This is a genomic window from Caldicellulosiruptor naganoensis (assembly GCF_026914285.1).
GTDB lineage: Bacteria > Bacillota > Thermoanaerobacteria > Caldicellulosiruptorales > Caldicellulosiruptoraceae > Caldicellulosiruptor > Caldicellulosiruptor naganoensis.
Map to the genome: position 1 here is coordinate 959,283 of NZ_CP113864.1, position 25,877 is coordinate 985,159.

The following is a 25,877-nucleotide window of genomic DNA, read 5'->3' on the forward strand; positions in this document are numbered from 1 at the left end:
ATAAAGAAGAGGTTTTTGTAAAGGACGGTGAGTTTTATAATGATGTGTGAAAATTGTGGCAAGCGTCCAGCAACTGTCCACTACACTCAAATTATTAATGGTGTTAAAACTGAGATGCATCTTTGTGAGGTGTGTGCAAAACAAAAAGGGACAATTGAGTTTGACGCGCCGTTTTCTGTTACTAACTTTTTAGCAGGAATTTTAGAGCCAGCTTTTGGACCACAAATGATAAAGCCTTCTTTTGAGATGCAAATTACATGCAGAGGTTGTGGCATGACCTTTGAAGAGTTCAAACGCAGCGGTAGATTTGGCTGTGCAATGTGCTATAACTCTTTTTCAGAAAAGCTCTATCCAATTTTCAGAAGAATCCATGGCAATACAAAGCATGTTGGGAAGATTCCTACTAAGATGGGAGAGAATATTGCAATCAAAAGAGAAATTGACAAGCTTAAGATAGAGTTAAATATAGCCATAAAAAATGAGGAGTTTGAAAGGGCTGCAGAAATTAGAGACAAAATTAGAGAACTTGAAAAGAAACTTTCTCGGGAGTGATTTTTAAAATGGATGATGTTGTTGTTACAAGTAGAATTCGACTTGCTCGGAATCTTTCAGATGTTCCATTTACCATAAAGATGAACGATTATGATGCTGGTCTTGTAATAGAAAGGGTAAGAGATGTAATTTCCAAGAATAAGCAATATAAGTTTGACTTTTATGAGATTAAAAAATTACCTTTTTTAAAAAGGCAGGTTCTAATCGAGAAACATCTAATCTCACCTGCATTGGTTTCGGCAAAAATAAAAAGTGCTGTTGCGATAGACCAGAATGAAAACATAAGTATAATGATAAACGAAGAAGACCATTTGAGAATCCAGGTGTTGTATAGGGGACAAAACATCCAGAGGGCTTGGGAAGATGCAAACAGAATTGATGACTTTTTAGAAGGGCATCTACCTTATGCTTATGACGAAACATGGGGATATCTTACCTCATGCCCTACCAATGTTGGGACGGGACTGAGGGCGTCTTTCATGCTACATCTTCCGGCACTTACTCTTCTTGGCTATATGAAGGAAATTATTGAGACAATCACAAAACTGGGGATTGCCGTAAGAGGTTTTTATGGTGAAGGGAGCGAGGTTGTAGGCAATCTCTATCAAATTTCAAACCAAATTACATTGGGACAGCCTGAAGAAGACATTATAGCGAATGTTGTTTCAATCACAAACCAGATAATTGAGCAAGAACGCCAAGCACGGCTAAAGCTTTTGAGTGAAAATAGGTCATTTATTGAAGACAAAGTATATAGGTCTTACGGTATTTTAAAATATGCAAGAAATATTTCTTCAAATGAGGCACTAAAATTAATTTCAGATGTGAGAATGGGCATCAGTATGGGTATTATAAAAGAGGTTACAATAGATAAGATAGATGTGCTTCTTAACTTGATTCAACCAGCTATGATACAAGACTATTTTGGAAGGGAAATGACACCCGAGGAAAGGGACATAAAAAGAGCAGAGCTTATAAGAAAAATTTTAGACTAAAGGAGGTTTTAAAAAATGTTCCAAGGAAGATTTACAGAAAGAGCAGAAAAGGCGATAATGCTTGCGCAGCAGGCTGCTGCCGAGCTTGGTCATAATTATGTGGGTACTGAACATTTACTTCTTGGTCTTATTCGTGAAGGTGGTGGAATTGCAGCAAGAGTTCTGCAAAGCCAAGGTGTTACAGAAGAGAAAGTGATAGACGAGATAGAAGAGCTAATAGGCAGGGGTGATTATCAGCTTCCACAACCACCGACCGGCTTTACACCAAGGACAAAAAGGGTATTTGAGATAGCGTTTATGGAAGCACGAAGACTTGGCAGCACATATATAAGCACAGAACACCTTTTGCTTGCCATTATGCGCGAGGGTGAAAGTGTTGCTGTAAGAATTTTGATGGATTTGGGTGTGGACCCTCAAAAGCTTTTCGAAGAAATCATGAAGCTTTTGAACGAGGATGCAAAAAACATGGGTGGAGTGTCTCCACAACAGCAGATAAACTTTCAGACTCAAAACACACCTACTTTGAACCAATTTAGCAGAGATTTAACACAACTTGCGCTTGAGGGGAAAATTGATCCTGTTATTGGACGAGAAAAAGAAATTGAAAGGGTCATCCAGATTCTGTCAAGAAGAACAAAGAACAATCCGTGTTTGATTGGAGAGCCTGGTGTTGGTAAAACAGCTATAGTTGAAGGGCTTGCGCAAAAGATTGTTGAGGGGAATGTTCCAGAGCTTTTGAGAAATAAAAGGGTTGTTGCTTTGGACCTTTCTGCAATGGTTGCTGGTTCAAAGTTCAGAGGCGAGTTTGAAGAAAGACTCAAGAAGGCGATGGAAGAGGTCAGGAAAGCAGGGAATGTCATTCTCTTTATAGATGAAATGCACACAATAATTGGTGCTGGTGCAGCGGAGGGTGCAATTGATGCGTCAAACATCTTAAAACCTGCTCTTGCACGCGGTGAAATTCAGGTCATTGGTGCAACAACTCTTGATGAGTACAGAAAACACATAGAAAAGGATGCTGCACTGGAGCGAAGGTTCCAGCCAATTTTAGTTGGTGAGCCAACACCAGAAGAAACAATACAAATTCTAAAAGGCCTTCGAGATAAGTATGAGGCTCATCATGGTGTTAAGATAACAGATGAGGCTATAAAGGCAGCTGTTGAACTTTCTACAAAGTATATTACAGACAGGTACTTGCCAGACAAGGCTATTGACTTGATTGACGAAGCTGCATCAAGGGTACGACTTCAAATGTATACACTTCCACCTCATGTGAAAGAATATGAAGAAAAGATTGAAAAGCTGGAGAAAGAAAAAGAGGAAGCTATCAGACTTCAAGAATATGAGAAAGCAGCCAAAATAAGAGACGAGATTATGAAACTTCGTCAAGAGCTTGAAAAGATTAAAAATTCTTGGACAAACGACCAGCAAAAAGCTCAGCCTATTGTTACAGAAAACGATATTGCATACATTGTTTCAAGCTGGACAGGTATTCCTGTTAATAAACTTACCGAAGATGAATCCCAGCGGCTTTTGAAATTAGAAGAGGTCTTGCACAAACGAGTTGTTGGTCAAGATGAAGCTGTAAGAGCTGTTGCAAGAGCTATAAGACGTGGAAGAGTTGGGCTGAAAGACCCGAAAAGACCAATTGGTTCGTTTATCTTCTTGGGTCCAACTGGTGTTGGTAAGACAGAACTTGCCAGGGCGTTGGCAGAGGCATTGTTTGGAACAGAAGATGCTATGATAAGAATCGACATGTCGGAGTATATGGAAAAGTTCAATGTGTCAAAGCTCATCGGTTCGCCTCCAGGCTATGTCGGGTATGAAGAAGGTGGCCAGCTGACAGAAAAGGTCAGAAGAAGACCATATTCTGTTGTGCTGTTTGATGAAATAGAAAAAGCTCATCCAGATGTTTTTAATCTACTTTTGCAGATACTTGATGATGGAAGACTTACAGACTCCCAGGGAAGAACTGTGAGCTTTAGAAACACTGTGATTATCATGACATCAAACATTGGTGCAAACCTTATTACAAATCCGAAGAAGTTAGGTTTTTCAACATCCGAGGACGAAAAACAAAGAACATATGAGCAGATAAAGGAAAGTGTTATGAATGAGCTCAAAAAGACATTTAGGCCAGAGTTTTTGAACAGAATAGACGAAATTATAGTGTTCCATCCATTAGACGAAGAAGATGTCAAAAAGATAGTTGAAATCTTACTTAACAATTTAAAAGAAAGAATAAAGTCAAGCCAATATTATGCAGAATTTACTTCTGCACTGGTCGAAGCAATTGCTAAAAAAGGATTTGACCCAATATTTGGCGCAAGACCGCTCAAAAGAGCTATCCAGAGCATGGTAGAGGACAAAATCTCAGAAGCTATTTTAGAAGGGCAGATAAAGCAGGGTGATGAGTTCATTGTTGATTATGTCAATGACAAGACTGTAATAATCAAAAAAGAGAAAAGTGGCAGCTCTGAAGCTGCTCAGACTGAGCAGGCTAAATAGTAAGTTAATTAAAAAATGGGTGCACCTCTCAGATATTCTCGAGGTTGCACCCATTTATTTTATGACTACTTTTATTTAAACAACCTTCTTTGGTACCATTATCTTTCTGAGCTTTGCGTAACGTGGCAGTCCTTTTTCAAATTTGATCTCAACTTCACCTTCAATGAGGGGCTGGATGTAATTGAGAATTTCATCTTTTACATAGTTTCCATCATGGGAAATCCATGCAATAGGCACAAGTTTTTCAGCATTTGCTACCTTGCTCAGTTCAACAAGCTCTGTTGAACTGGAATATGGACTGTCACTGTCGCGCTTTATAGCAACCATGTATCCGCTTGCACCTTCAACTGCGTATTTTACAGCCATTCTTCCAACCATGTACGCTTCTTCAACATCAACCTTTGACATGATATGAGCAGCACTTCGCTGCAGAACATTGAATTGAATAGATTTTACTCTCTTTTCTACCTCTTCACGGATAATGTTCTCAAGGGCAAACGCCGCACCACCAAGCTGTACATGCCCAAATGCATCTATTCCAAACTTGTGACTCATATCAGCAATATACTTTCCTTCTTTGTCTTTAATACCCTCTGACACCACAATAGTAATCTTTCCGGTCTTTTTGTGAATGTTTCTAACATCATCTAAAAACTTATCAACAGAAAATGGCACCTCAGGCAAGTAAATAAGGTCAGGCGCACCGATATCTCTTGAAGCAAGTGCTGATGCTGCGGCAAGCCAGCCTGCATTTCTTCCCATTACCTCAATTATTGTGACAATGTTTGTTGGATATACCACTGCGTCTCTTGCTATCTCCATTACAGATGTTGCAATGTACTTTGCAGCACTCCCAAACCCTGGGCAGTGGTCCGTCATAACTAAGTCATTGTCAATTGTCTTTGGGATTCCTATGATAGATATATCATAACCTATCTTTTTTGCATAACGTGCGAGTTTGTCAGCTGTGTCCATTGAGTCATTGCCACCAATGTAGAAGAAATATCTTATATTGTGTGCTTCAAAAACGTTGAAAATCTTAACATAGTCCTTTTCATCATGTTCAAAAGGCTTTAGCTGATATCGACAAGAACCCAAGGCTGATGAAGGTGTGGTTTTTAAAAGCTTCAGCTCTTCAGGGTCTTCCATTCTAAGATCATACAGTTCTTCGTCAATAAGGCCAATTATTCCATTTTTTGCTCCGTAAATGGCTCTTATTGGATGCTGCTTCATTGCTTCTTCAATAACACCTAAGAGCGAAGCGTTGATAACGGCAGTTGGCCCTCCCGATTGAGCTACCACACAATTTCCCTCTTTTGGGATTTTGAATCCCTCCCGCTTTAGTTAAATTTTTAGTTTATTTTAATGTTAGCCATAGAAGCCATATTCTTATTCCACTTTTTTAAAATTGTCTATAGATGTTGGAGAATCTACGATGATGGTTTTGAAATTATCATATATGACAAATCCAGGTTTTGATTTAGGTGGTTTTTTGACGTACTTAATATATGTGTAGTCGACAGGTACCTTACTTGAATGTTTTGCTTTGCTAAAATATGCGGCTAAGCAGGCTGCTTCGATCAAAGTCTTCTCAGGTATTTCTTTGTTGTTTGTTCTAATGATGACATGTGAGCCTGGGATTTTTTGGGTATGAAGCCAGATGTCATTGTTTGAGGCAAATTTTAATGTCAGATAATCGTTTTGAATGTTATTTCTTCCAACATAGATGTCAAAACCATCTGAACTGACAAAATGGTGAGGATTAGGTTTTTTTGTATCTTTCTTTTTTTCATTTTTCTTTGCCTCTATCTGGGTTTTTATATATCCTTCTTTTTCTAATTCTTCTTCAATGCTCAAAAGGTCCTCCATATCTGTGCTTTTCTCAAGAAGAGCATCTAAGCTGGACAAGAATTCAAGTTCACTCTCAATCTCTGAAATTTCACTTTTAGCATATTCCTCAGCCTTCTTTAACTTGTTGTATAGTTTGTAATACCTTTCTGCGTTCTGCTTAAGGTCTTTGTCCTTTTCAATTGGAATCCTAATTTGTGACAGATCCTCGCTGTAGTAGTCCGTAACTTCGATAAAATCATTAGAAGAGGGTTTTACCTGATACAAGTTTGCCAAGATGAGGTCTGCATATTTTTTGAAAAGATCAGCATTTTTTGCCTCGTCTATTTTTTGCAGGTTTTGTTCATACCTTTGACTAAGCTTTTTCAAATTTTGCTCGATTACCTTTTGGAGATGTTGCTTTTTCTCAATAAAGATTGTATATTCTTCTTTTCTGGAATAATATTCCTCAACGCAGCTGTTGAGGTTTTGGAAAAACCTTTTTGAAAAATTTGCATAGCTTTTCAAATCAATCACGTAAAAGTCTACTACATTTCCTTTATCTGTGTACAATGTGGGTAGAATTTCACCTTTTTCTACTATACAATATAATAATTCTCTTAATGATTCAAAAATCCTTTTGATAAAATTACTTTTTTCAACATTTTCTTCAAAAACTTGTGCATGCAACAAAACTTCATTGGCGAACTGTTTGCTGATTCCTGACAAATTGTCTGTGAGGATATTTTCAAGGCTTTTGTTCGAATTTTCAAAAAAGGAACAAAATTCTTCAAATGTAACCTCGAGAGGATTTTTCTTTGTTAAAACGGGTGGTAAGTTATATTTTGCACCAGGTAGAATTATGCGTGGAGAGTTTTCAAAGGACATCCTCTTTATTGCATCAATTATTTTCTGATTTGAATCTATTAAAAATATATTGCTATGTCTTCCCATCATCTCAAATACAATGTATTTCTTTTCGATATCCCCGAGTTCATTTCTTGTTTCAAATTCTATTCTTATTATTCTCTCTAAACCTTCTTGATAGATATTTGTAATCTTTGATCCAAGAAGGTTTTTGCGAAGAATCATACAAAAGTTTGGAGCAACTTCAGGATTTTTCTTTTGCTTTTCTGTAATATATATTCTTGGAAGTGATGGGTTTGCGGAGATTATTAGTTTTTTTGTCTTGCCAAGCTTGTATACATATAGATTTATTTCAAACTGATTGGGCTGATAAATTCTTTCGACCTTTCCTTCGACAAGCTCATCCATTAACTCTTTCTTTAGCGCACAAAGAACAATTCCGTCAAATGGCATCCTTAGCTTCCCCCATCTCAAGATAAATTATCTTTTCCATCCAATAGGTCATTTTCAGAATCAATATACTCAAAAGCAAACAAAAATCCTAAAAACAGCCAAAAATATGTTGTCATCATTGGAACCTCAAAGATATTTTCGACAATATTGTGTATTAAAGTGGTCGCAAGACCAATTAAAATTCCAGTGCCTATTTTTTTAAGTTCTTTTGAGTTTAAGTGTTTTATTACTCTTGCTGATAGTAGCAAACCCATCACAAACACCAATATCACAACAACAACACCAATAATTCCCATTTCAACCGCACTTTTGAGGTAAAAGTTGTCAACATAAAATGAACCTGCTATGTTTCTTTTTGCTACAGCACCTCCAAATCTTCCAAAACCAACACCAAACAGTAGATTTTCTTTTAAAATCTCAAAAGCTTTTGTCCACCGTGCAATTCTACCAGCTCTTGCACTGCTTTCGGCGTACTTGCTACTTAGCATATAAAGTACTCTCATCATTATTGAAGGAGCAAAAATAGGCACAGCAGCTACTGTTGCAAACAGCAGACCCAATACCCTTTTGTCAACAAAAAATCCATAAAGAAGCATAGAAGCTAAAAACGCAAGCCAAGCGCCTCTTGAAAATGTAAAACCAAGGCAGACAATCATTGAGATTAAAACTGTTGAGTAGTAAACCTTCTTTGGGATGCTTTTTTCATATAATGCAAATGGAAGAACAAAAGGTATAGACATTGCAAGTAGGCTTCCTAAAACATTTGGACTTCCAATAATTGAAAAAACTCTTGTTCTTATATACGTTTCGTAACTGCTATCAATCCAACTTGATGGAATTTCGACGCCGATTATATACTGATAGATGCCGTATAAAGATATTAAAAATATCATAAAAATATAAACTGAAATAAATCTTTTGAATTGAGCGATGTTTTTGAGCAGGTTCAAACCAGCAAAAAACCACAAGGCATATTCAACATATACCCTGAACCCTTCAATTGCAATCCTCATGTTTGGCGAGTTTTTTAACAGCAAAAAAATACATACCATTAAAAAAACAATGATATATACATCTAATGATGATACTCTCAGTTTAGGATTATTAGTCAAGATGGACTTTAGGACAAACGCAAAAACAATTAATATAAAGAGGGCTTCATCCCATATGGATGCAAAAGTGGAAAGTACTCCAGCCTTTCTAAAAACAAAATCTACAAACGCATAAAGGACAACACCATATAAGAGCTTTGATGGGTCTTCAAATATAATTAGTACAAGTAAAAATAAACCTACTGCTAAAATAGCAATTTTTAACGACACCAAGCTACCTATAAGCCCAAATATAAAAATCAAAAATGCCATATAGTACAAACTTTTTCTTTCAACCATTTTTTTCACCTTTCAACAAAGTTTCTTTTTAAGAAAAGATTTCATGGAAAAATCTTAGGATAAAGCTGTTTTTTGTGTATTTGCTGATGTTTTCTTGAAAGCTTAAAAAATTCAAGAATATCAGGATAAATAGAATTAAGACTTTAGCTAAGGAGATTCTATTTTTAATTACTTCACCAATGAAGAAACCTACGTAGAATGCAAATATGTAAAAGATGAAGATGAAAATAGGTCTTTTTTTAAAAAGGATTATTTGACTTTTAAGAAGCTTGACCAAAAAGCTGTTTGTCCAAAACCTTCTGAACTTTTGAAGTATATTGAAAGATTTTGTAATACAGAAACCATAGAGGTTTTTGGCAGCCATCAAGAAAAAAGATGTACTTATGTATTTTTTCTTTGCCTCTTTTCTTACAAATTCGAATACTATAGAGTATCGGGAAAAGTAAAAAAGCTTTGATACAAGCTCGTAAATTCTACCTTCTTTTAAGAATTTATAGAGGGCTACTGCTATTTTGTATGCTACACTTTCCCTTATCATTATTTCACATCCCTATTCTTTTACAATTTCAACACCAGTTACAACTCCAACAAGCTCGGTGGTCCTTGTCTTGACATAAAAAGTTTTGCCAACTCTCACTATTTGCTTGTCTAATTTTATGGTAGCTCCTTCAAGTGTTACATAGCCATAGATTGTAACATAGACATCTTTTTTGTATGGATGTTTTGCAACCACAATTTTTCCGTCTGATGAAGTTCTTTCGTATACTCCATCTTTGATTTGAATATCTTGGATGTACGATTTTGTCAAAGTGTTTCCAGTTACCAGAAAATCATTTTTGTGTAAAGAACCAGCCATGACAGGGTCAACGAGAGGTATCTTTACATTGATAATTGCTTCACCATGCTTGATCTCCACAAATTCATCCTGTGCCGCATTTTCAGAAGTCTTCCCATGTGAAGAAATCTTTGCAAACCCTACCCATGCAATGGTTACAATCAGCACAATTAAGATGAGGTCTACAATGTTGATAATTCCAAATAGCTTTCCTTTTTGGTCCACAATCTTCATTATTTTCCCCTCCACATAAGATTTATCAAAACCATAGTATTACAAATCATTTTGGTTGGTCAAGAGATTTTATAATTTTTTGTTGACTGTACTGTCGAAAATGTTGTATCTTAAAATCTGTAATAAAAATGCTAGAAGTTAAGGATGATAAAGGATGATTGACATAATTTGTTTTTCAACAACACCATGGGATCCAATACCTACACGAAAACAACAGATAATGAAGAGAATGCCTGAAAACTGCAGAATATTTTACTTGGACCCACCAGTTACTTACATTGGACCATTAAAAGACCCAAGCTTGAGGCCATATTTGACAAAGTTTAGAAAGTCTCCAAAAAGAATCAAAGAAAATCTATATGTCTTTGCACTACCTCCAATTATGCCTTTTTACAACAAAAAAAGGTCAATAAACAAATTCAATCAAAAAATGATAGCAAGGTTTGTGCAAGAAGTCATTTATCAAAACTTTGGTTTGAAGTCACCTATTATATGGACGTATATGCCTAACACAGTGGATATTTTGGAATACCTTCCATACGAATTTTTAATATATGACTGTATAGACAAGCATTCAGAGTTTCAAGGTTTCATTAATAAACAGATTGTTGAGGAAATGGAAGATGAGCTTGCAAAAAAAAGCAATGTAGTTTTCACAACAACAGTGGGGCTTTACAATAAACTCAAAAATCTAAATTCAAAAACATACCTTGTACCAAATGGTGCAGAGTTTGAGCATTTTAACAAGGCAGCACAAAGGCTTTCTGTGCCAGATATCATGAAGAATATACCTCATCCTATTTTTGGATTTGTAGGTGTTATTCACACATGGATTGATATACAGCTAATAGAGTATTTAGCATCAAAAAGGAAAGATTGGTCATTTGTCCTGATTGGTCCTGTTGGAGCGGGTGTGAATGTAGATAATCTAAAGAAATACAAGAATGTTTATCTCTTAGGAAGAGTTGACCATCAAATATTGCCTCAATATGTTTCACAATTTGACGTGTGTTTAAATCTCTTTAGAGTTAATAAATTATCAGAAAATGTCAGCCCATTGAAATTTTATGAGTATTTAGCAACTGGAAAGCCAATTGTCTCAACCTCAATGCCTCAGGTTGAAGAGTTTTCAGATGTTGTATATATTGGGAAAGACTATGATGAGATATTGCAAAAGTGTGAAGAAGCAATTTCAGAGGTCAACGAAGGCAAAGATGAAAAGGTATTGAAAAGAATAGAATACGCAAGGCTTACCTCATGGGATAGTAGAGTAAGCCAGATACTTGAGATACTAAAGAGGGAAGGGATATATATTGAATAGCGTATGTGTAATTGGACTTGGATATGTAGGGTTGCCACTTGCCCTTTCTTTTGCAATGAAAGGTTATAAGGTTTACGGGGTTGACAGCAATCCAGAGTTAATTTGTGAGCTACAAAGAGGGAAAACTCATCATTTAGAGAGCTATGAAGGAAAGACAATCCAAGAAATTTTAAAAGATCAGCTACAAAATGGGAATTTTGTACCAATGCTTGATTATAAAGAGGCAATGAAAGCTTGTGATGACATTATAGTTACTGTGCCAATTCCAGTTTACGGTGGGAAACCGTACTATGAGTACTTGATTTCATGTGCAAAAGAAATAAAGGAAAACTTGAGAAAAAATCAACTGATTTTACTCAGATCCACAGTTGTGCCAGGTACAACAAGAAACATTTTCCTGCCAATATTAGAAGAAAGTGGCCTAAAATGTGGCAAAGACTTCTATTTAGCTTATGCATCTGAGAGGATTGCAGAGGGCAGAGCTTTTGAAGAATTTGAGAATATGCCGACAGCACTTGCTGGTTTTTGTGAGGTTAGCACAAAAAGAGCTATTGATTTGATAAAGGTGATTTGCAAGGCAGAAGTTGTGATTGCATCTTCTTTTGAGGTTGTGGAGACTGCAAAGGTAATTGAGAATCTTCAAAGGGATATAAATATTGCTATGGTAAACGAGTTTGAAAGATTTACAAAAGCTATGAACTTAGATATCTTTGAGGTCATAAAAGTTGCAAATACACACAAAAGAGTAAATCTTCTTTATCCTGGACCGGGTGTAGGTGGTTTTTGTATTCCAAATGCATTTTATTATTTAAATGCAAAGGCAGAAGAGATAGGGGTGGAATTGAAACTATCTAAGACAGCAAGAATGTTCAACGAAGGAATTCCTGCCTATATCTCGGACCTTGTGATAAAGACAATTGAAAAGTATGGGGCTAAAAAGAAGGTTGCTGTGCTTGGGATTGCCATGAAAGATTATTCTTCTGACGACAGGCTCAGTCCTGCACTTGAGATCATTGAAATTTTACGACAACGTGGAGTTGAAGTAAAAGCGTTTGATCCTGCAGTAAAAAAGGAATATGAATTTAAGGTAGAGACCATGAGGGAAGCTTTAGAAGAAGTTGAAGTTGTTCTTATTTTAGCACGACAACATGGAATAGATTTTGAAAGGATTTTTGAGTTCATCCCACCAGAAAGAGCTATTGTAATTGACACAAGAGATGTGTTTACCCAGCAACAGGCAAGAGAAAAAGGGTTTACTCTTGAGAAAATATAACCTAAAATAGCTGTCAAGAATGAAAAATGGGGTCTTGGCAAAATTGCCAAGACCCCATTTGGATATAGACTTTCAAAATAAAATTTGGGGGGTTTTGCAAAAAAGATTATAGCAAAAAAATTTGAACATGTTAATATTAATATGCTATAATATTGTCAGTTTTGTGAAAAAGCAGAGCCGGAAATCTTCGGTGGAAGGCGAAATGCCTTTCTCTCCGGCTCGAAGAAAAACCGAATTGAGGGAGGTAAAAAGAAAAATGCCAGTTTTGACAATGAAACAGCTTTTAGAAGCAGGTGTTCACTTTGGTCATCAGACACGCAGATGGAATCCCAAGATGGCAGAGTATATCTTTACAGAGAGAAACGGTATTTACATCATTGACCTTCAGAAGACTGTAAAAAAGATGGACGAAGCATATGAGTTTGTAAAGTCTCAGGTGAGAGAAGGTAAAATTATCCTTTTTGTTGGAACTAAAAAACAAGCTCAGGAGACAATCAAAGAAGAGGCAGAAAGATGTGGTATGTACTACATCAATCAAAGATGGCTTGGTGGACTTTTAACAAACTTCAGAACAATCAAAACAAGAATTGAAAGATTAAAAGAACTTCAGAGGATGGAAGAAGATGGCACATTTGAGGTTCTTCCAAAGAAAGAGGTAAACCTATTGAGGAAAGAAAAGGAAAGACTTTTGAAGTACCTTGGTGGAATACAGAATATGCCAAGGCTTCCTGATATTTTATATATAGTTGACCCAAGAAAAGAGAGAAATGCAGTGCTCGAGGCAAGAAAGCTTGGGATTCCGATAGTTGCTATTGTAGACACAAACTGTGACCCTGATGAAATTGACTATGTAATTCCGGGTAATGATGATGCAATAAGGGCAGTAAAACTAATTACCTCTAAAATTGCAGATGCTGTGATTGAGGGGAGAGAAGGAGAACAGTTTGCACCTGCTTCAAGTCAAAAGGAAAAGGAAGAGGCTAAAGTTCAAGAAACTCAAGAAGTTGAAGATAACAATGATGATGTTATAGATGAATAATAATTTGTTTTTGTGCTCGGCGGTAAAATAAAGTACAGGAGGGATTTTTAACATGATCAGTGCTGAAATGGTAAAAGAACTGCGTGAGAAAACTGGTGCTGGAATGATGGACTGCAAAAAGGCGTTAGAAGATGCCAATGGCGATATGGAAAAGGCAATTGAGCTACTTAGGGAAAGAGGACTTGCAAAGGCAGCAAAGAAGGCATCAAGAGTTGCTGCAGAAGGCATTGTAGAAAGCTATATCCATGGCAATGGTCGAATTGGCGTTTTGGTTGAAATCAACTGCGAGACAGACTTTGTTGCAAGAAATGAAGAGTTTAGACAGTTTGCAAAAGATATTGCTATGCAGATTGCAGCTGCAAATCCAAAGTATGTATCAAGGGAAGAAATTCCTCAGGATGTTATTGAAAAAGAAAAGGCAATATTAAGACAGCAGGCACTTAACGAGGGAAAGCCTGAACATGTGGTTGACAGAATTGTTGAAGGGAGACTTGAAAAATTCTTTGAAGAAGTATGTTTGCTTGAGCAGCCTTGGATTAAAAACCCTGATATGAAGATAAAGGATTTGCTTGCAGAGAAGATTGCAAAGATAGGAGAGAATATTGTCATAAGAAGATTTGCAAGATTTGAAAGAGGAGAAGGAATTGAAAAGGCTACTTCTTGCTAATCTTTAAATATAGTAAGAGAAGGGAACACTATTTTTAAAAGTGGTGTTCCCTTTTTTTGAGCAAAAACTCTTGATAACTCTATGCTTTTGTTTGTAAAATATTATCATGGAGAAGGAGAAGATAAAAAATGGTTGAACCTAAATACAAAAGGGTAATATTAAAATTAAGTGGAGAAGCACTGGGAGGGGAAAAGGGATTTGGTATTGATTGGGAAGTTGTTGAATCTATTGCTGAGGAGATAGCACAGGTAAGGGAACTTGGCGTTGAGGTTGCTGTAGTGGTTGGCGGTGGTAACTTCTTCAGAGGAAGAAGCGCTGATCACATTGACAGGGCAACTGCTGACTACATGGGGATGCTCGCAACTGTTATTAACTCTCTTGCACTTCAGAGCATTCTTGAAAAAAGAGGAGTGCCAACAAGAGTCCAGAGCGCAATTGAGATGAGACAGATTGCAGAGCCTTATATTAGACGTCGTGCAATAAGGCACTTAGAAAAAGGAAGAGTAGTAATATTTGCATGTGGAACAGGCAATCCTTTCTTTTCAACAGACACGGCAGCAGCACTGAGAGCTGCCGAAATTGACGCTGAGGCAATTTTGCTTGCTAAAAGAGTTGACGGTGTTTATGATAGTGACCCAAAAAAGAATCCAAATGCTAAAAAGTATGACTTTATAACTTACTTAGATGTTATCAACCAACGACTTGAGGTAATGGACTCAACAGCCACCTCTATGTGTATGGACAATAAAATTCCAATTGTGGTTTTTGAGCTTGCAAGAGGAAATATCATTAAGGCTGTTATGGGTGAAAACATAGGAACATTAGTAAATGTAAAGGAGGAAAGATAATATGCCAGAGCCTATACAAGTGGCTGAAGAGAAGATGAAAAAAGCAGTGGAAACTTTGAAACGAGAGTTTGCAACAGTCAAAGCAGGAAGAGCAAATCCTCATATCTTAGACAAAGTTATGGTAGACTACTATGGTGTTCCTACTCCAATTCCTCAGCTTGCGAGCATTACTGTTCCAGAGGCGAGAATGATTGTCATCCAGCCTTGGGAAGCAAAAATGCTAAAAGAGATTGAAAAAGCAATTCAAAAGGCAGACCTTGGCGTGAACCCAGCAAACGATGGCAAGGTGATAAGGCTTATATTCCCTGAACTTACTGAGGAGAGACGAAAAGAGCTTGTAAAACAGGTAAAAAAGATGGCAGAAGATGCAAAGGTTGCAATTAGGAACATCAGAAGAGAGGCACTTGATGAATACAGAAAGATGAAAAAGAACAATGAAATTACAGAAGATGACCTGAAAGACGCTGAAGAGGATGTGCAAAAACTGCACGACAAATACATAGAACAGATTGAAAAGCTTTTGAGTGCAAAGGAAAAAGAGATAATGGAGGTATAAAATTTAAAAAAGCATTTGGCGGGGTTTTTAAAATCCCCGTTATTTTTTTAAACTTTGAAGCTTGTTTAGAAAAAGAAAGAGAGGGCTTTTGAAAGATATGTTTGAGTTTTTTAAAAAAAAGAAAATTTCTATTGACAAAGAGAAAATGCCAAAGCACATTGCAATTATTATGGACGGAAATGGTAGGTGGGCAAGAAAAAGAGGTCTGCCACGTTCAGCTGGGCACAGAGTTGGTGCGCAAAAATTAAAAGAAATAGTCTTGTTTGCTGATGAAATTGGTTTAAAATATCTTACAGTGTATGCCTTTTCAACAGAGAATTGGAAAAGACCGAAAGATGAAGTTGAAAATCTTATGAATCTTCTTCGAGAGTTTTTTGATACAGAGATAGAGAATCTCATCAATAAAACACAGATAAAAATCAGAGTCATAGGAGATATTTCAAAACTTGACAAGGATATTCAAGAAAGAATTGCAAGTGCTGAAGAGAGGACAAAGGATAAAACTGGCCTTTGTGTTGTGATAGCACTCAACTATGGCGGCAGAAGTGAAATCATAAATGCGGTAAAAAATTTGGCTTTGGATATTAAGAGTGGTAAAATTGATATCGAAGCCATTGATGAAGAACTTTTTAGAAACTATCTTTACACAAAAGACATTCCTGACCCCGACCTTCTGATTCGTCCAAGTGGCGAGATGAGGGTTTCTAACTTTCTTCTGTGGCAGATATCTTATACTGAATTCTGGTTTTCAAATGTGCTATGGCCAGACTTTAAAAAAGAGCATCTCTTGAAAGCTATCGAAGACTACCAGAAAAGGGAAAGAAGATTTGGTGGCGTGAAATAGCTTTTTGGAGGCAAGGTCATGAAAGAAAGGATAATTACAGCTATTTGGGGAATAGGTTTAGTTGCTGCAGCCAATCTTTTAGGTGGCATTGTGCTTAAACTTTTTGGAATTGCTGTAGCACTGGTTAGCGTTTATGAGTTATTGACGATTTATAAAGTAGAAAAGTACATGATTTATACAACTTGTGCTTTTGCCATTATTTTTTTTATAACTCCATTTGACTTTTTGACAAAACTCTTTATTGTTTTCATTGCTCTATTTTTATTTTCATTTATAGAGAGCTTCAGAAACGAGATTGCAGCGAAAAACATAATGTATTCCATTTTTTCTTTTATATACATCGTCTTGCCTATTTTCTTTTTAGTTTCACTATATGAGCTTGAAAATGGGAAAAAGCTTATTTGGCTTCCTTATCTTGTATGCTGGGCAACTGATACCTTTGCGTACTTTATCGGCATAACAATTGGAAGACGAAGAATATGGAGCAATATAAGTCCTAAAAAGAGCTTAGAAGGATTTTTAGGTGGTATAACTGGTGGCGTGATTGCCGTTTGGTTTTATTTGGTTATTATGAATCACACAAATTTTGATCTCAATGTTTTTCTGGCAGGTATAATTGTAGGTAGTAGTCTTTCAGTTGTTGCTCACACAGGTGATTTGTTTGCTTCTATGCTAAAGAGGGACCAAAACAAAAAAGACTTTGGATTTGTTTTACCAGGGCATGGCGGTGTTCTGGACAGGTTTGACAGTCTGATAATGGTCGCGCCAATAATATACCTTTTTGCCAAGATGGGAATACTTTGATCCTATCTTGCTTTAAAGGAGAGTTAAAGGGATGACAAAGAGAATTTGCATCTTAGGTTCAACAGGATCAATTGGCTGTCAAGCAATAGACGTTGCAAAAATGTTAGGAATAAAGGTGGTTGGGCTTTCTGCATATCAAAATGTTGAGAAACTCATACAACAGGCAAAAGATCTCAATCCCGAGATTATTTGTATAGGTGATGAGAGCTATTATTCAATTTTAAAACAGCAGTTTCCTGATAAAATAGTTGTAGCAGGGCATAAAGGCTTGGTTGAAGTTGCAACTTACCAAGATGCTGACCTGATTGTAAATGCACTTGTTGGTATATCAGGGTTGATTCCTACTATTGAAGCAATAAAGTCAGGTAAAAAGGTTGCGCTTGCCAATAAAGAGACACTTGTTGTTGGTGGAGAAGTTATAAAAAAGATGGTTAAGGAGAAGGTAGGAGGATGGCAAGATCAAATTTTAATTCCTGTTGATTCTGAACACAGTGCAATCTTGCAGTGTCTTGTGGGCGAAGATAAGAAAAATGTGAAAAGAATAATATTGACAGCTTCAGGTGGGCCATTTAGGGGTAAAAAATTAGAAGAACTAAAAAATGTTACAATAGAAGATGTACTTTCACATCCTACCTGGCACATGGGAAAGAAAATAACAGTGGATTCTGCCACTTTGATAAATAAGGGTTTTGAAGTTATAGAAGCGATGTTTTTCTTTGACAAAAAAGTAGATGAGATTGATGTTGTGATTCATCCACAAAGTATTATCCATTCAATGGTTGAATTTGTCGATGGGTCTATTAAAGCGCAAATTTCGAATCCTGATATGCGTCTTGCTATTGAGTACAGTTTGACATATCCACAAAGGGGTATGTGTTTAATAGAACCTCTTGACTTTAGCAAATTAAAACAACTTACATTTGAAGAGCCGGACTTTGATACATTCTTTTTGTTAAAGCTAACATATGAATGTGCAAAAGAAGGTGGAAGTTACCCCGTTGTTTTAAATGCGGCAAATGAAGAAGCTGTAAAGTTCTTTTTGGAAGGGGAGATAACCTTTGTTGATATAATGACCTATGTAAAAAAGGTTGTTGAAAGGCACAAGCCACAACAGATTAATTCGGTTGAGGATATCTTAGAGGTTGATAAAATAGCAAGATTTGAATTAAAGAAATTGGTGGAAGGTGAACTGTAGTGGTAAATCTTTTGATAGCTTTAATGGTACTCACAATTGTAATACTTATTCACGAATTTGGTCATTTTATTGTTTGCAAGTTATCAGGAGTACTTGTTGAAGAGTTTGCAATCGGATTTGGGCCAAAGATTTTCAGCATCAAGGGCAAAGAAACGGAGTACTCTGTAAGAGCATTTTTGATAGGTGGGTATGTAAAACCTCTTGGTGAAGACCAAGAAGTGGACCATCCACGTGCACTTGGGAAAGCAAAGATTCACAAAAGAATTTTAATGGTTTTAATGGGCCCATTGATGAACTTTGTACTTGCGATTGTTATCATGATGGGAATAGGATATTTTGTTGGTTTTGGGACAAATACAATTGGTAGAGTAGAACCTACTATGCCTGCGTATCATGCAGGGATAAAACCGGGAGATAAAATAGTTGAGCTTGATGGCAATCGTGTATTTGTCTGGGACCAGGTGAGCTTCTATTTAGCTGTTCATAACATGTTGTATAAAGACAAGCCTCTTGAAATAAAAATCTTAAGAGATGGCCAAGAGTATAAGTTTTATGTAACGCCCAGATATGATCCTAATACAAAATCAAGGCGTATAGGTATATCGCCTAAGATTTCGCAAAAAAACTTTTTTGACAGTCTCTATTACAGTATATTTGCAACATATGCAGAGATAAAGGAAACCATCTATGGAGTTATTTTGATATTGTCAGGGAAGGTTTCAGGCTCTGAGGTTATGGGTCCTGTTGGAATAGTAAAAACAATTGGACAAGCAGCAAATGCCGGATTTAAACAAGACTTTATAAGCGGTCTTTTGAACATTCTGTGGCTTATGCAGCTTATTTCAGTAAATCTTGGTGTAATAAATCTCATTCCATTTCCAGCTCTTGATGGGAGCAGGCTTGTATTTTACTTATACGAAGCAGTTGCAGGAAAGCCATTTAACAAGGAAAAGGAAGCGCTAATTCATACTATTGGATTTGTGCTTTTGCTTTTGCTGCTTGTAATTGTTACATTCAATGATATTAAAAACATTATAATGTCCGGAAGGTGACCTTTTTGACAAAGAAGATAAAAATAGGAAATATTTATATTGGCGGCGGCGAACCGGTTAAAATTCAATCAATGACAAATACAAAGACAAAGGATGTTGAAAAGACGGTTGATCAAATATTGAAGCTTGAAAGCTTGGGATGTGAAATAATAAGAGTGGCAGTGCCTGACATGGAAAGTGCGAAGGCTATCGGAAAGATAAAAACAAAGATTCATATTCCAATTGTTGCTGACATTCATTTTGACTTCAGACTTGCGCTCGAGGCTATCTACAATGGAGCTGATAAGATAAGGATTAATCCTGGGAACATTGGAGGGCCAGAGAAGGTTAAAAAGATAGTTGATGAGGCAAAAAAGAATGGTATTCCTATCAGGGTTGGCGCAAATTCCGGTTCACTTCCCAAAGAGATATTAAAAAAGTACCACTCACCCACACCTGAGGCAATTGTAGAGGCAGCTTTGAAACAAGTTGAGCTTTTGGAGAGCTTTGATTTTGACAATATTGTGATATCTGTAAAGTCATCTGATATTTTGACAACTATCAAAAGCTATGAAATTTTATCAAAAAAGACAAGCTATCCTCTTCATGTTGGACTTACAGAAGCTGGGACTTTTCTTTCTGGATGTGTTAAGTCAAGTATTGCAATAGGATACCTGCTTCTTCAAGGGATTGGAGATACAATTAGAGTCTCACTTACAGATGACCCTGAAAAAGAAGTGATTGTTGCAAAGAAGATTCTCCAAGGGTTAAAATTAAGAAAGGGTGTGAATATTATCTCGTGTCCAACATGTGCAAGGTGCAATGTGGATTTAATAAAGATAGCAAATGAGGTTGAAAATAGAGTAGGAAATCTGGATTTGGATATTAACGTTGCAATAATGGGTTGTGCGGTAAATGGACCAGGCGAGGCAAGAGAAGCTGACATTGGAATTGCTTGCGGCGTTGGGGAAGGGCTTTTATTTAGAAAAGGAGAGATTGTTAAGAAGGTAAAAGAAGATGAACTTATTGATGAGCTGATACGTGAGATTTACTCTTTTTATAAGACATGAGGTGAAATTTATGAAAGATAAAGTTGTCTGCTTGATACCTGCATACAATGAAGAAGAAAGAGTAGGAGCTGTTATAGACGTTGTAAAAAGTAGTAAGCTTATTGACGAAATTTATGTGATAGACGATGGCTCGTGGGACAAAACATCAGAGGTTGCGGAAAAAAAAGGTGCACATGTCTTAAGACTTTTTCAAAATATGGGAAAAGCTTTTGCAATCTTTTATGGAGTTGAGAATACACAAAGTGACATAGTTTTAATGCTTGATGCTGACCTTATAAATCTTAAGGTTAAAGATGTTGAAAACCTTCTTTTGCCTGTTTTAGAAGATAGAGCTGACATGACGGTAGGCGTATTTTCAGAAGGTAGATTCTCTACAGATTTGGCTCAAAAAATTTCTCCATTTTTATCTGGTCAAAGAGCAATAAAAAGATGGGTGTTCGATAAAATATTGGAATCAAAAAAAGATATCAAAGATTTGGGCTATGCAATTGAGATTATCTTAACAGAATATGCTAAAAAGTTAAAACTTAGAGTTGAAACTGTACCGCTACCACAAGTCTCCCATGTTATGAAAGAAGAAAAACTTGGGTTTTTGAAGGGTGCTCAACACCGGATGAAGATGTACAAAGAAATTCTAAAAGGGTATGTCAATCTCAAGAAAAGTAGGGATGAGGGATGAGTGAGGTTGCTTTTTTGCCACTAAAACCTGTCAAGGTTGAATTTGACAAGGCAAGCAAGCTTCTTAAGATATATATGGACAGTCTTGAAGGGCTGAACGAGATAAATCTCATTGAGCTTGAAAATAGGTTCAAAAATTCCATGGATATTTGTTTAGATGTGGAAGTTAAACTTTTAAATGGAAAAGTTGTGAATATACAGGAGTTTTTGCAAAACTACAGATGGTTTTTGATGTATAAAATTTCAAAAAAATGTAATGGTCTTAAAGCATTCTTGAGAGAGTGTGAGATTTGTTTTGAAGGGGAAAAACTTGTGTTTTTGGTCCCTAATGGAATTAGAGACATAATGCTTGAAAGAAAGTTAGATGTGCTGATTGAGGATATTTTAAATGAAGAATTTGGCATAAAGTGCGATGTTGAGTTTAAAATCAAAGACTTTCATATTCACTTTGAGCTTGATAATGAAATTGAAAACTATTTGAAAGAGTCCGAAGAGAAGAAAAAGGAAAAGGAAGCGAAAGACACAGAGAAAAAGGATTCTGTACAAGATCCAGATGTAATATTTGGTAAGAAAATAAATGAAAAAGAAGAAATTACACCAATTTCTTTAATAAAAGTAGGTACCAAGTGCATAATTGAAGGCGAAGTGTTTAATATTGAAATAAAGGAGACAAAAAATCAAAATGTACTCATCTATAAACTGTATGTTACGGACTACACTACATCTACCTATGTTAAAATTGTTGCCAAGAAAGACAACATTCCTAATTCTATTTCAGTAGGAGACTATATTAAAGTTGAAGGAAACGTTGAGTTTGATGAGTTTGAAAAAGCAACAGTTGTGAATGCAAAAAATATAAACAGAGCTGTTAAGCCTGAAAGGCTTGATACAGCAGAGAAAAAAAGAGTAGAACTTCACGCTCACACAAAGATGTCTACAATGGATGCTGTGTGTTCAGCAGAAGAGCTTATAAAAACTGCTGCAAAGTGGGGACATAGAGCAATTGCAATTACTGACCACGGCGTTGTACAAGCATTTCCAGAGGCACAAGAAGTTAGCAAAAGTGAAGGTGTTAAAATCATCTATGGAATGGAATGCTATTTGATTGACGATGGTGTACCAGTTGTTTACAATCCAAAAGAAGACCAGGACTTAGATGCTACATATGTAGTTGTTGATATTGAGACAACAGGTTTTGACAACCAAAGAGATAGAATAATTGAGATTGGAGCCGTCAAAATAGAAAATGGTGAGATTGTTGATAAATTTTCAACATTTGTAGACCCACAAGGAAAGATTCCTGTCAGAATCTCTGAGCTGACAGGTATTCACCAAGATATGGTAGATAGTGCACCAAAGCTTGCAGATGCTATATTAGAATTTGAAAAGTTCTGCAGTGGCAGTATTTTAGTTGCACACAATGCTCAGTTTGACATTGGATTTTTGAAAAGAGCTTATCAGGAATGTGGTCTTATCTTTGACTATACATACGTTGATACATTAGAGCTTTCAAGAAGAGTACTTACCGAGTTGTCTTCCCATAAGTTAAGCAAAGTAGCAGATTTTTTGAATATCCAGCTCAAATCTCATCATAGGGCAGATTCTGATGCAGAAACCACTGCGAAAATCTTTATAAGTCTTATTGAAAAGTTAAAAAGCAGAGGATACAAATATTTGAAAGAACTCAATACTATTGAGACAAATGCAAAGGCAGATTTAAAATCACATAGTTACCATGCTACAATACTTGTTAAAAATCAGCAGGGGCTCAAGAACCTCTATAAACTTGTTTCATATTCTCACCTTGAATATTTCTATAAACGACCAAGAATACCAAAAAGCTTGCTTATTCAATTAAAAGATGGTCTTATTTTAGGAAGTGCCTGTGAATCAGGAGAGGTTTTCAGGGCTATTGTGGAAGGAAAAAGTGATGAGGATATTGAAAAGATAGCTTCACTTTACGATTTTCTTGAAATTATGCCAGTTGAGAATAACTCTTTTCTAATTAGAGAAGGGTATTTAAAAGATGAAGATCAAATAAGAGAAATCAACAAAAAGATATATCAGCTTGGGAAGAAGTTGAACAAATTGGTTGTTGCAACATCTGATGCACATTATTGCCATCCTCATCAGAGAATCTTGAGGCAGATTCTAAAGCACAACCAGGGATATAATGATGTAGAAAATGATCCTTACTTGTACTTTAGAACAACCGATGAGATGCTAAAAGAGTTTGAATATCTTGGTAAAGAAGCTGCATATGAGGTTGTTGTTGAGAACACCAACAAAATTGCTGATATGATAGAAGATGTAAAACCGATACCTGATGAGACCTTTCCACCAAAGATTGAAGGCGCCGAGGAAGAGATTTATAACATGACAATGAAAAAGGCACATGAAATTTATGGAGATCCACTTCCTGATATTGTAAGGCAAAGGCTTGAAAAAGAGCTAAATTCTATCATAAAAAATGGATTTGCTGTAATGTATTTAATTGCACAAAAGCTTGTGACAAAGTCACTTTCAGATGGTTATTTAGTTGGCTCTCGTGGTTCTGTTGGTTCATCGCTTGTTGCTACAATGTGTGGAATTACAGAGGTAAATCCACTGCCACCGCACTATGTCTGTCCAAACTGTAAGTATTCTGAGTTTGTGACAGATGGAACAGTTGGCTGTGGTTATGACCTTGAGGACAAAGACTGCCCAAGATGTGGTACAAAACTTAGAAAAGACGGGCATGATATACCATTTGAGACTTTTTTAGGTTTTGATGGTGACAAAGAACCTGATATAGATTTGAACTTCTCCGGAGAGTACCAGCCAATTGCGCACAGATATACAGAAGAGCTTTTTGGTCAAGGATATGTTTTCCGAGCAGGGACAATTTCAACGGTTGCTGAAAAGACTGCACACGGGTTTGTTACAAAGTATGCAGAGGAAAAAGGTTTGAACTTGCACCCTGCAGAGATTTTAAGACTTTCACAGGGATGCACAGGTGTTAAACGTACAACAGGTCAACACCCGGGTGGACTTATGATTGTTCCAAAAGACAAAGAGATTTTTGATTTTACACCAATCCAGCATCCTGCAGATAGCGAAGACAAGAATGTGATTACAACCCACTTTGACTATCATGCAATCTCGGGAAGGTTATTGAAACTTGACATACTTGGCCATGACGATCCAACAGTTTTAAGAATGCTTCAGGACCTAACCGGAGTTGACCCGCGATCAATCCCACTTGATGATAAAGAGACATTATCAATTTTTACAAGCACAGAAGCACTGGGAATTTCACCAGAGGATATCGACTGTGAGGTTGGAACTTTTGGCATACCAGAATTTGGCACAAGATTTGTAAGGCAGATGCTAATAGAGACAAAGCCAAAGTCGTTTGCAGAGCTTGTCAGAATATCAGGGCTTTCTCACGGAACAAATGTGTGGACAAACAACGCACAGGACCTTGTTAGAAATGGCATTGCAACGTTAAAAGAGGTAATCTCGACTCGTGATGACATAATGCTATACCTTATTCAAAAAGGTGTTCCACCGAAAGACAGTTTTAGAATAATGGAGGATGTTCGAAAAGGTAAGGGATTAAAGCCAGAAGACGAAGAGCTTTTGAGAAGCTACGGTGTGCCAGAGTGGTATATAGAAAGCTGTAAGAAGATTACGTACATGTTCCCAAAAGCTCACGCAGCAGCATATGTTATGATGGCGTTTAGGATTGCCTACTTTAAAGTTCATTATAAAGAAGCCTTTTATGCCACCTATTTTACAGTCAGGGCAGATGACTTTGACTATGCAACCATAATGAAGGGAAGAGAATTTATAAGACAAAAGATTAGAGATATGGAAAATAGAATAAATACTTTATCTCCAAAGGACAAAAACCTTCTGACAGTGCTTGAGATAGCAAATGAGATGTTAGCAAGAGGTCTTAAGTTTTATCCGGTTGATTTAAACGAGTCAGATGCAGAGAAGTTTATAATAAAAGATGGTGGACTTTTGATTCCATTTAATGCTTTGCCAAACATTGGAGTTGCTGCTGCACGCAATATTGTTGAGGCGAGAAAAGAAGGAAGATTTTTGTCGGTTGATGACCTTCAAAGAAGGGCAAAACTAAACAAACAGGTAATTGAGATACTTACACAGTATAAGGTTTTGAAAGACCTTCCTCAAACAAGCCAGCTGAGTTTCTTTTAAATTTTAGAAAAATTATGGAAAGGAACATTAAGATGAAGGCAGTTGTTATCTCAAATGGCAATGTAGAAGACAAGGCTTTTTATGAAGAGTATTTGAATAAGGCAGATTTTGTTATTTGCTGTGATGGCGGTGCAAATGTCGCATATAAATATGGCTTTTTGCCAAACTTAATAATAGGAGACTTTGACTCTGTTGATAAAAATGTTTTGGAATATTTTAGAAGCAAAAATGTAGAAATTTTGGAATATCCTCGTGAAAAAGACAAAACTGATACTCAGATTGCTGTTGAGTACTTAGCTGGGAAAGATTTTGATGAGGTAATCATGCTTTCTTGTACAGGGAAAAGAATTGACCATGTACTGGCAAACATAACACTTTTATACTACCTTCTTGAACGCAATATAAAAAGTTTTATTGCTGATAGAAATAACATAATTACAATGACAAAAGACAAAATAAAGATTGAAGGTAAAAAGGGATCCATTTTATCTTTGCTACCATATACCAAAACTGTAAGAGGTATTTCAACGAAGGGGTTGTATTATCCACTAAAAGATGGTAGCATGGAGTTTGGCAATCCTTATGGCATATCAAATGTTATTATAGAAGATGAAGCAATTGTTGAGGTAAAAGAAGGGGTATTATTGGTAATATTATCAAGTGATTAAATTCGATAAAAATAA

The 25,877-nt window shown here is 36.4% G+C and carries 22 protein-coding genes; 17 read left to right on the forward strand and 5 right to left on the reverse strand.

Annotation, left to right across the window (positions count from 1 at the left end):
- Nucleotides 1-39 precede the first annotated feature (39 nt).
- Genes OTJ99_RS04415 through OTJ99_RS04425 form a run of 3 tightly spaced genes read left to right on the forward strand, consistent with a single transcriptional unit; the run spans nt 40 to nt 4,055 of the window.
- Nucleotides 40-552 carry a UvrB/UvrC motif-containing protein gene (locus OTJ99_RS04415; RefSeq protein WP_045165078.1) on the forward strand — a complete coding sequence of 171 codons (513 nt, stop codon included), beginning with the start codon at nt 40-42 and terminating at the stop codon, nt 550-552.
- Nucleotides 553-560: 8 nt separating this feature from the next.
- Nucleotides 561-1,547, forward strand: coding sequence for a protein arginine kinase (locus OTJ99_RS04420; RefSeq protein ID WP_045165077.1), 987 nt, complete (start codon nt 561-563; stop codon nt 1,545-1,547).
- A 15-nt stretch (nt 1,548-1,562) separates the two neighbouring features.
- Complete coding sequence (locus OTJ99_RS04425) at nt 1,563-4,055, forward strand: ATP-dependent Clp protease ATP-binding subunit (RefSeq protein WP_045165076.1); 2,493 nt, start codon at nt 1,563-1,565, stop codon at nt 4,053-4,055.
- Between the two features lie 75 nt (nt 4,056-4,130).
- On the opposite strand, the gene OTJ99_RS04430 is transcribed toward OTJ99_RS04425, so the two are convergent.
- The 5 genes from OTJ99_RS04430 to OTJ99_RS04450 all read right to left on the reverse strand — a co-directional run bounded on the left by OTJ99_RS04430 (nt 4,131) and on the right by OTJ99_RS04450 (nt 9,662).
- Nucleotides 4,131-5,378 carry a 6-phosphofructokinase gene (locus tag OTJ99_RS04430; protein WP_045165075.1) on the reverse strand — a complete coding sequence of 416 codons (1,248 nt, stop codon included), beginning with the start codon at nt 5,376-5,378 and terminating at the stop codon, nt 4,131-4,133.
- A gap of 66 nt (nt 5,379-5,444) precedes the next feature.
- Nucleotides 5,445-7,202, reverse strand: a complete 1,758-nt coding sequence (locus OTJ99_RS04435; RefSeq protein WP_045165074.1) for an Rqc2 family fibronectin-binding protein — start codon at nt 7,200-7,202, stop codon at nt 5,445-5,447.
- A 17-nt stretch (nt 7,203-7,219) separates the two neighbouring features.
- Nucleotides 7,220-8,593 carry an O-antigen ligase family protein gene (locus tag OTJ99_RS04440; protein ID WP_045165073.1) on the reverse strand — a complete coding sequence of 458 codons (1,374 nt, stop codon included), beginning with the start codon at nt 8,591-8,593 and terminating at the stop codon, nt 7,220-7,222.
- Between the two features lie 28 nt (nt 8,594-8,621).
- Nucleotides 8,622-9,131 carry a hypothetical protein gene (locus OTJ99_RS04445; RefSeq protein WP_045165072.1) on the reverse strand — a complete coding sequence of 170 codons (510 nt, stop codon included), beginning with the start codon at nt 9,129-9,131 and terminating at the stop codon, nt 8,622-8,624.
- A 12-nt stretch (nt 9,132-9,143) separates the two neighbouring features.
- Nucleotides 9,144-9,662 (reverse strand): DUF4330 domain-containing protein, encoded by a 519-nt coding sequence (locus OTJ99_RS04450; protein WP_045165071.1) that lies wholly within the window; start codon nt 9,660-9,662, stop codon nt 9,144-9,146.
- Between the two features lie 154 nt (nt 9,663-9,816).
- Between OTJ99_RS04450 and OTJ99_RS04455 the strand changes: the two genes are divergently transcribed.
- From OTJ99_RS04455 to OTJ99_RS04520, 14 genes are all read left to right on the forward strand, one after another.
- Nucleotides 9,817-10,983, forward strand: coding sequence for a glycosyltransferase (locus OTJ99_RS04455; RefSeq protein WP_045165070.1), 1,167 nt, complete (start codon nt 9,817-9,819; stop codon nt 10,981-10,983).
- A complete protein-coding gene (locus tag OTJ99_RS04460; RefSeq protein ID WP_045165069.1) occupies nt 10,976-12,256 on the forward strand; it encodes a nucleotide sugar dehydrogenase in 1,281 nt (426 codons plus the stop codon). Before OTJ99_RS04455 ends, OTJ99_RS04460 begins: the two co-directional genes overlap by 8 nt.
- Before the next feature lie 256 nt (nt 12,257-12,512).
- Nucleotides 12,513-13,295, forward strand: a complete 783-nt coding sequence (gene rpsB / locus OTJ99_RS04465) for a 30S ribosomal protein S2 (RefSeq protein WP_045165554.1) — start codon at nt 12,513-12,515, stop codon at nt 13,293-13,295.
- Nucleotides 13,296-13,347: 52 nt separating this feature from the next.
- Nucleotides 13,348-13,962 carry a translation elongation factor Ts gene (tsf, locus tag OTJ99_RS04470; RefSeq protein WP_045165068.1) on the forward strand — a complete coding sequence of 205 codons (615 nt, stop codon included), beginning with the start codon at nt 13,348-13,350 and terminating at the stop codon, nt 13,960-13,962.
- A 128-nt stretch (nt 13,963-14,090) separates the two neighbouring features.
- Nucleotides 14,091-14,810 carry a UMP kinase gene (pyrH, locus tag OTJ99_RS04475; protein WP_045165067.1) on the forward strand — a complete coding sequence of 240 codons (720 nt, stop codon included), beginning with the start codon at nt 14,091-14,093 and terminating at the stop codon, nt 14,808-14,810.
- Between the two features lies 1 nt (nt 14,811).
- A complete protein-coding gene (frr, locus tag OTJ99_RS04480) occupies nt 14,812-15,366 on the forward strand; it encodes a ribosome recycling factor (protein ID WP_045165066.1) in 555 nt (184 codons plus the stop codon).
- Nucleotides 15,367-15,463: 97 nt separating this feature from the next.
- Nucleotides 15,464-16,210, forward strand: coding sequence for an isoprenyl transferase (locus OTJ99_RS04485; RefSeq protein WP_045165065.1), 747 nt, complete (start codon nt 15,464-15,466; stop codon nt 16,208-16,210).
- Nucleotides 16,211-16,228: 18 nt separating this feature from the next.
- Nucleotides 16,229-17,014: a phosphatidate cytidylyltransferase gene (locus OTJ99_RS04490; RefSeq protein ID WP_045165064.1), complete on the forward strand. Its 786-nt coding sequence runs from the start codon at nt 16,229-16,231 to the stop codon at nt 17,012-17,014.
- Between the two features lie 31 nt (nt 17,015-17,045).
- Complete coding sequence (locus OTJ99_RS04495; protein ID WP_045165063.1) at nt 17,046-18,209, forward strand: 1-deoxy-D-xylulose-5-phosphate reductoisomerase; 1,164 nt, start codon at nt 17,046-17,048, stop codon at nt 18,207-18,209.
- Nucleotides 18,209-19,261, forward strand: coding sequence for an RIP metalloprotease RseP (rseP, locus tag OTJ99_RS04500; protein ID WP_235374625.1), 1,053 nt, complete (start codon nt 18,209-18,211; stop codon nt 19,259-19,261). The genes OTJ99_RS04495 and rseP overlap by 1 nt, the downstream gene beginning before the upstream one ends.
- Nucleotides 19,258-20,310 carry a flavodoxin-dependent (E)-4-hydroxy-3-methylbut-2-enyl-diphosphate synthase gene (ispG, locus tag OTJ99_RS04505; protein ID WP_045165062.1) on the forward strand — a complete coding sequence of 351 codons (1,053 nt, stop codon included), beginning with the start codon at nt 19,258-19,260 and terminating at the stop codon, nt 20,308-20,310. The genes rseP and ispG overlap by 4 nt, the downstream gene beginning before the upstream one ends.
- Before the next feature lie 10 nt (nt 20,311-20,320).
- The gene (locus OTJ99_RS04510; RefSeq protein WP_045165061.1) at nt 20,321-20,989 is read left to right on the forward strand and encodes a glycosyltransferase family 2 protein; all 669 of its coding nucleotides are present in this window, start codon (nt 20,321-20,323) and stop codon (nt 20,987-20,989) included.
- Nucleotides 20,986-25,194: a PolC-type DNA polymerase III gene (locus OTJ99_RS04515; protein WP_045165060.1), complete on the forward strand. Its 4,209-nt coding sequence runs from the start codon at nt 20,986-20,988 to the stop codon at nt 25,192-25,194. The genes OTJ99_RS04510 and OTJ99_RS04515 overlap by 4 nt, the downstream gene beginning before the upstream one ends.
- Nucleotides 25,195-25,226: 32 nt before the next feature.
- Complete coding sequence (locus OTJ99_RS04520; RefSeq protein WP_045165059.1) at nt 25,227-25,862, forward strand: thiamine diphosphokinase; 636 nt, start codon at nt 25,227-25,229, stop codon at nt 25,860-25,862.
- Nucleotides 25,863-25,877 lie beyond the last annotated feature (15 nt).

Excerpts from the sequence above, each read along its gene's own strand:
- rpsB (WP_045165554.1), top strand. The coding sequence starts at position 12,513 with ATGCCAGTTTTGACAATGAAACAGCTTTTAGAAGCAGGTGTTCACTTT.
- OTJ99_RS04450 (WP_045165071.1), bottom strand. The coding sequence starts at position 9,662 with ATGAAGATTGTGGACCAAAAAGGAAAGCTATTTGGAATTATCAACATT.
- OTJ99_RS04435 (WP_045165074.1), bottom strand. The coding sequence starts at position 7,202 with ATGCCATTTGACGGAATTGTTCTTTGTGCGCTAAAGAAAGAGTTAATG.
- OTJ99_RS04420 (WP_045165077.1), top strand. The coding sequence starts at position 561 with ATGGATGATGTTGTTGTTACAAGTAGAATTCGACTTGCTCGGAATCTT.
- OTJ99_RS04440 (WP_045165073.1), bottom strand. The coding sequence starts at position 8,593 with ATGGTTGAAAGAAAAAGTTTGTACTATATGGCATTTTTGATTTTTATA.
- OTJ99_RS04520 (WP_045165059.1), top strand. The coding sequence starts at position 25,227 with ATGAAGGCAGTTGTTATCTCAAATGGCAATGTAGAAGACAAGGCTTTT.
- OTJ99_RS04515 (WP_045165060.1), top strand. The coding sequence starts at position 20,986 with ATGAGTGAGGTTGCTTTTTTGCCACTAAAACCTGTCAAGGTTGAATTT.
- frr (WP_045165066.1), top strand. The coding sequence starts at position 14,812 with ATGCCAGAGCCTATACAAGTGGCTGAAGAGAAGATGAAAAAAGCAGTG.
- OTJ99_RS04445 (WP_045165072.1), bottom strand. The coding sequence starts at position 9,131 with ATGATAAGGGAAAGTGTAGCATACAAAATAGCAGTAGCCCTCTATAAA.
- OTJ99_RS04490 (WP_045165064.1), top strand. The coding sequence starts at position 16,229 with ATGAAAGAAAGGATAATTACAGCTATTTGGGGAATAGGTTTAGTTGCT.
- pyrH (WP_045165067.1), top strand. The coding sequence starts at position 14,091 with ATGGTTGAACCTAAATACAAAAGGGTAATATTAAAATTAAGTGGAGAA.
- OTJ99_RS04415 (WP_045165078.1), top strand. The coding sequence starts at position 40 with ATGATGTGTGAAAATTGTGGCAAGCGTCCAGCAACTGTCCACTACACT.
- OTJ99_RS04495 (WP_045165063.1), top strand. The coding sequence starts at position 17,046 with ATGACAAAGAGAATTTGCATCTTAGGTTCAACAGGATCAATTGGCTGT.
- OTJ99_RS04510 (WP_045165061.1), top strand. The coding sequence starts at position 20,321 with ATGAAAGATAAAGTTGTCTGCTTGATACCTGCATACAATGAAGAAGAA.
- OTJ99_RS04425 (WP_045165076.1), top strand. The coding sequence starts at position 1,563 with ATGTTCCAAGGAAGATTTACAGAAAGAGCAGAAAAGGCGATAATGCTT.
- tsf (WP_045165068.1), top strand. The coding sequence starts at position 13,348 with ATGATCAGTGCTGAAATGGTAAAAGAACTGCGTGAGAAAACTGGTGCT.
- OTJ99_RS04455 (WP_045165070.1), top strand. The coding sequence starts at position 9,817 with ATGATTGACATAATTTGTTTTTCAACAACACCATGGGATCCAATACCT.
- OTJ99_RS04485 (WP_045165065.1), top strand. The coding sequence starts at position 15,464 with ATGTTTGAGTTTTTTAAAAAAAAGAAAATTTCTATTGACAAAGAGAAA.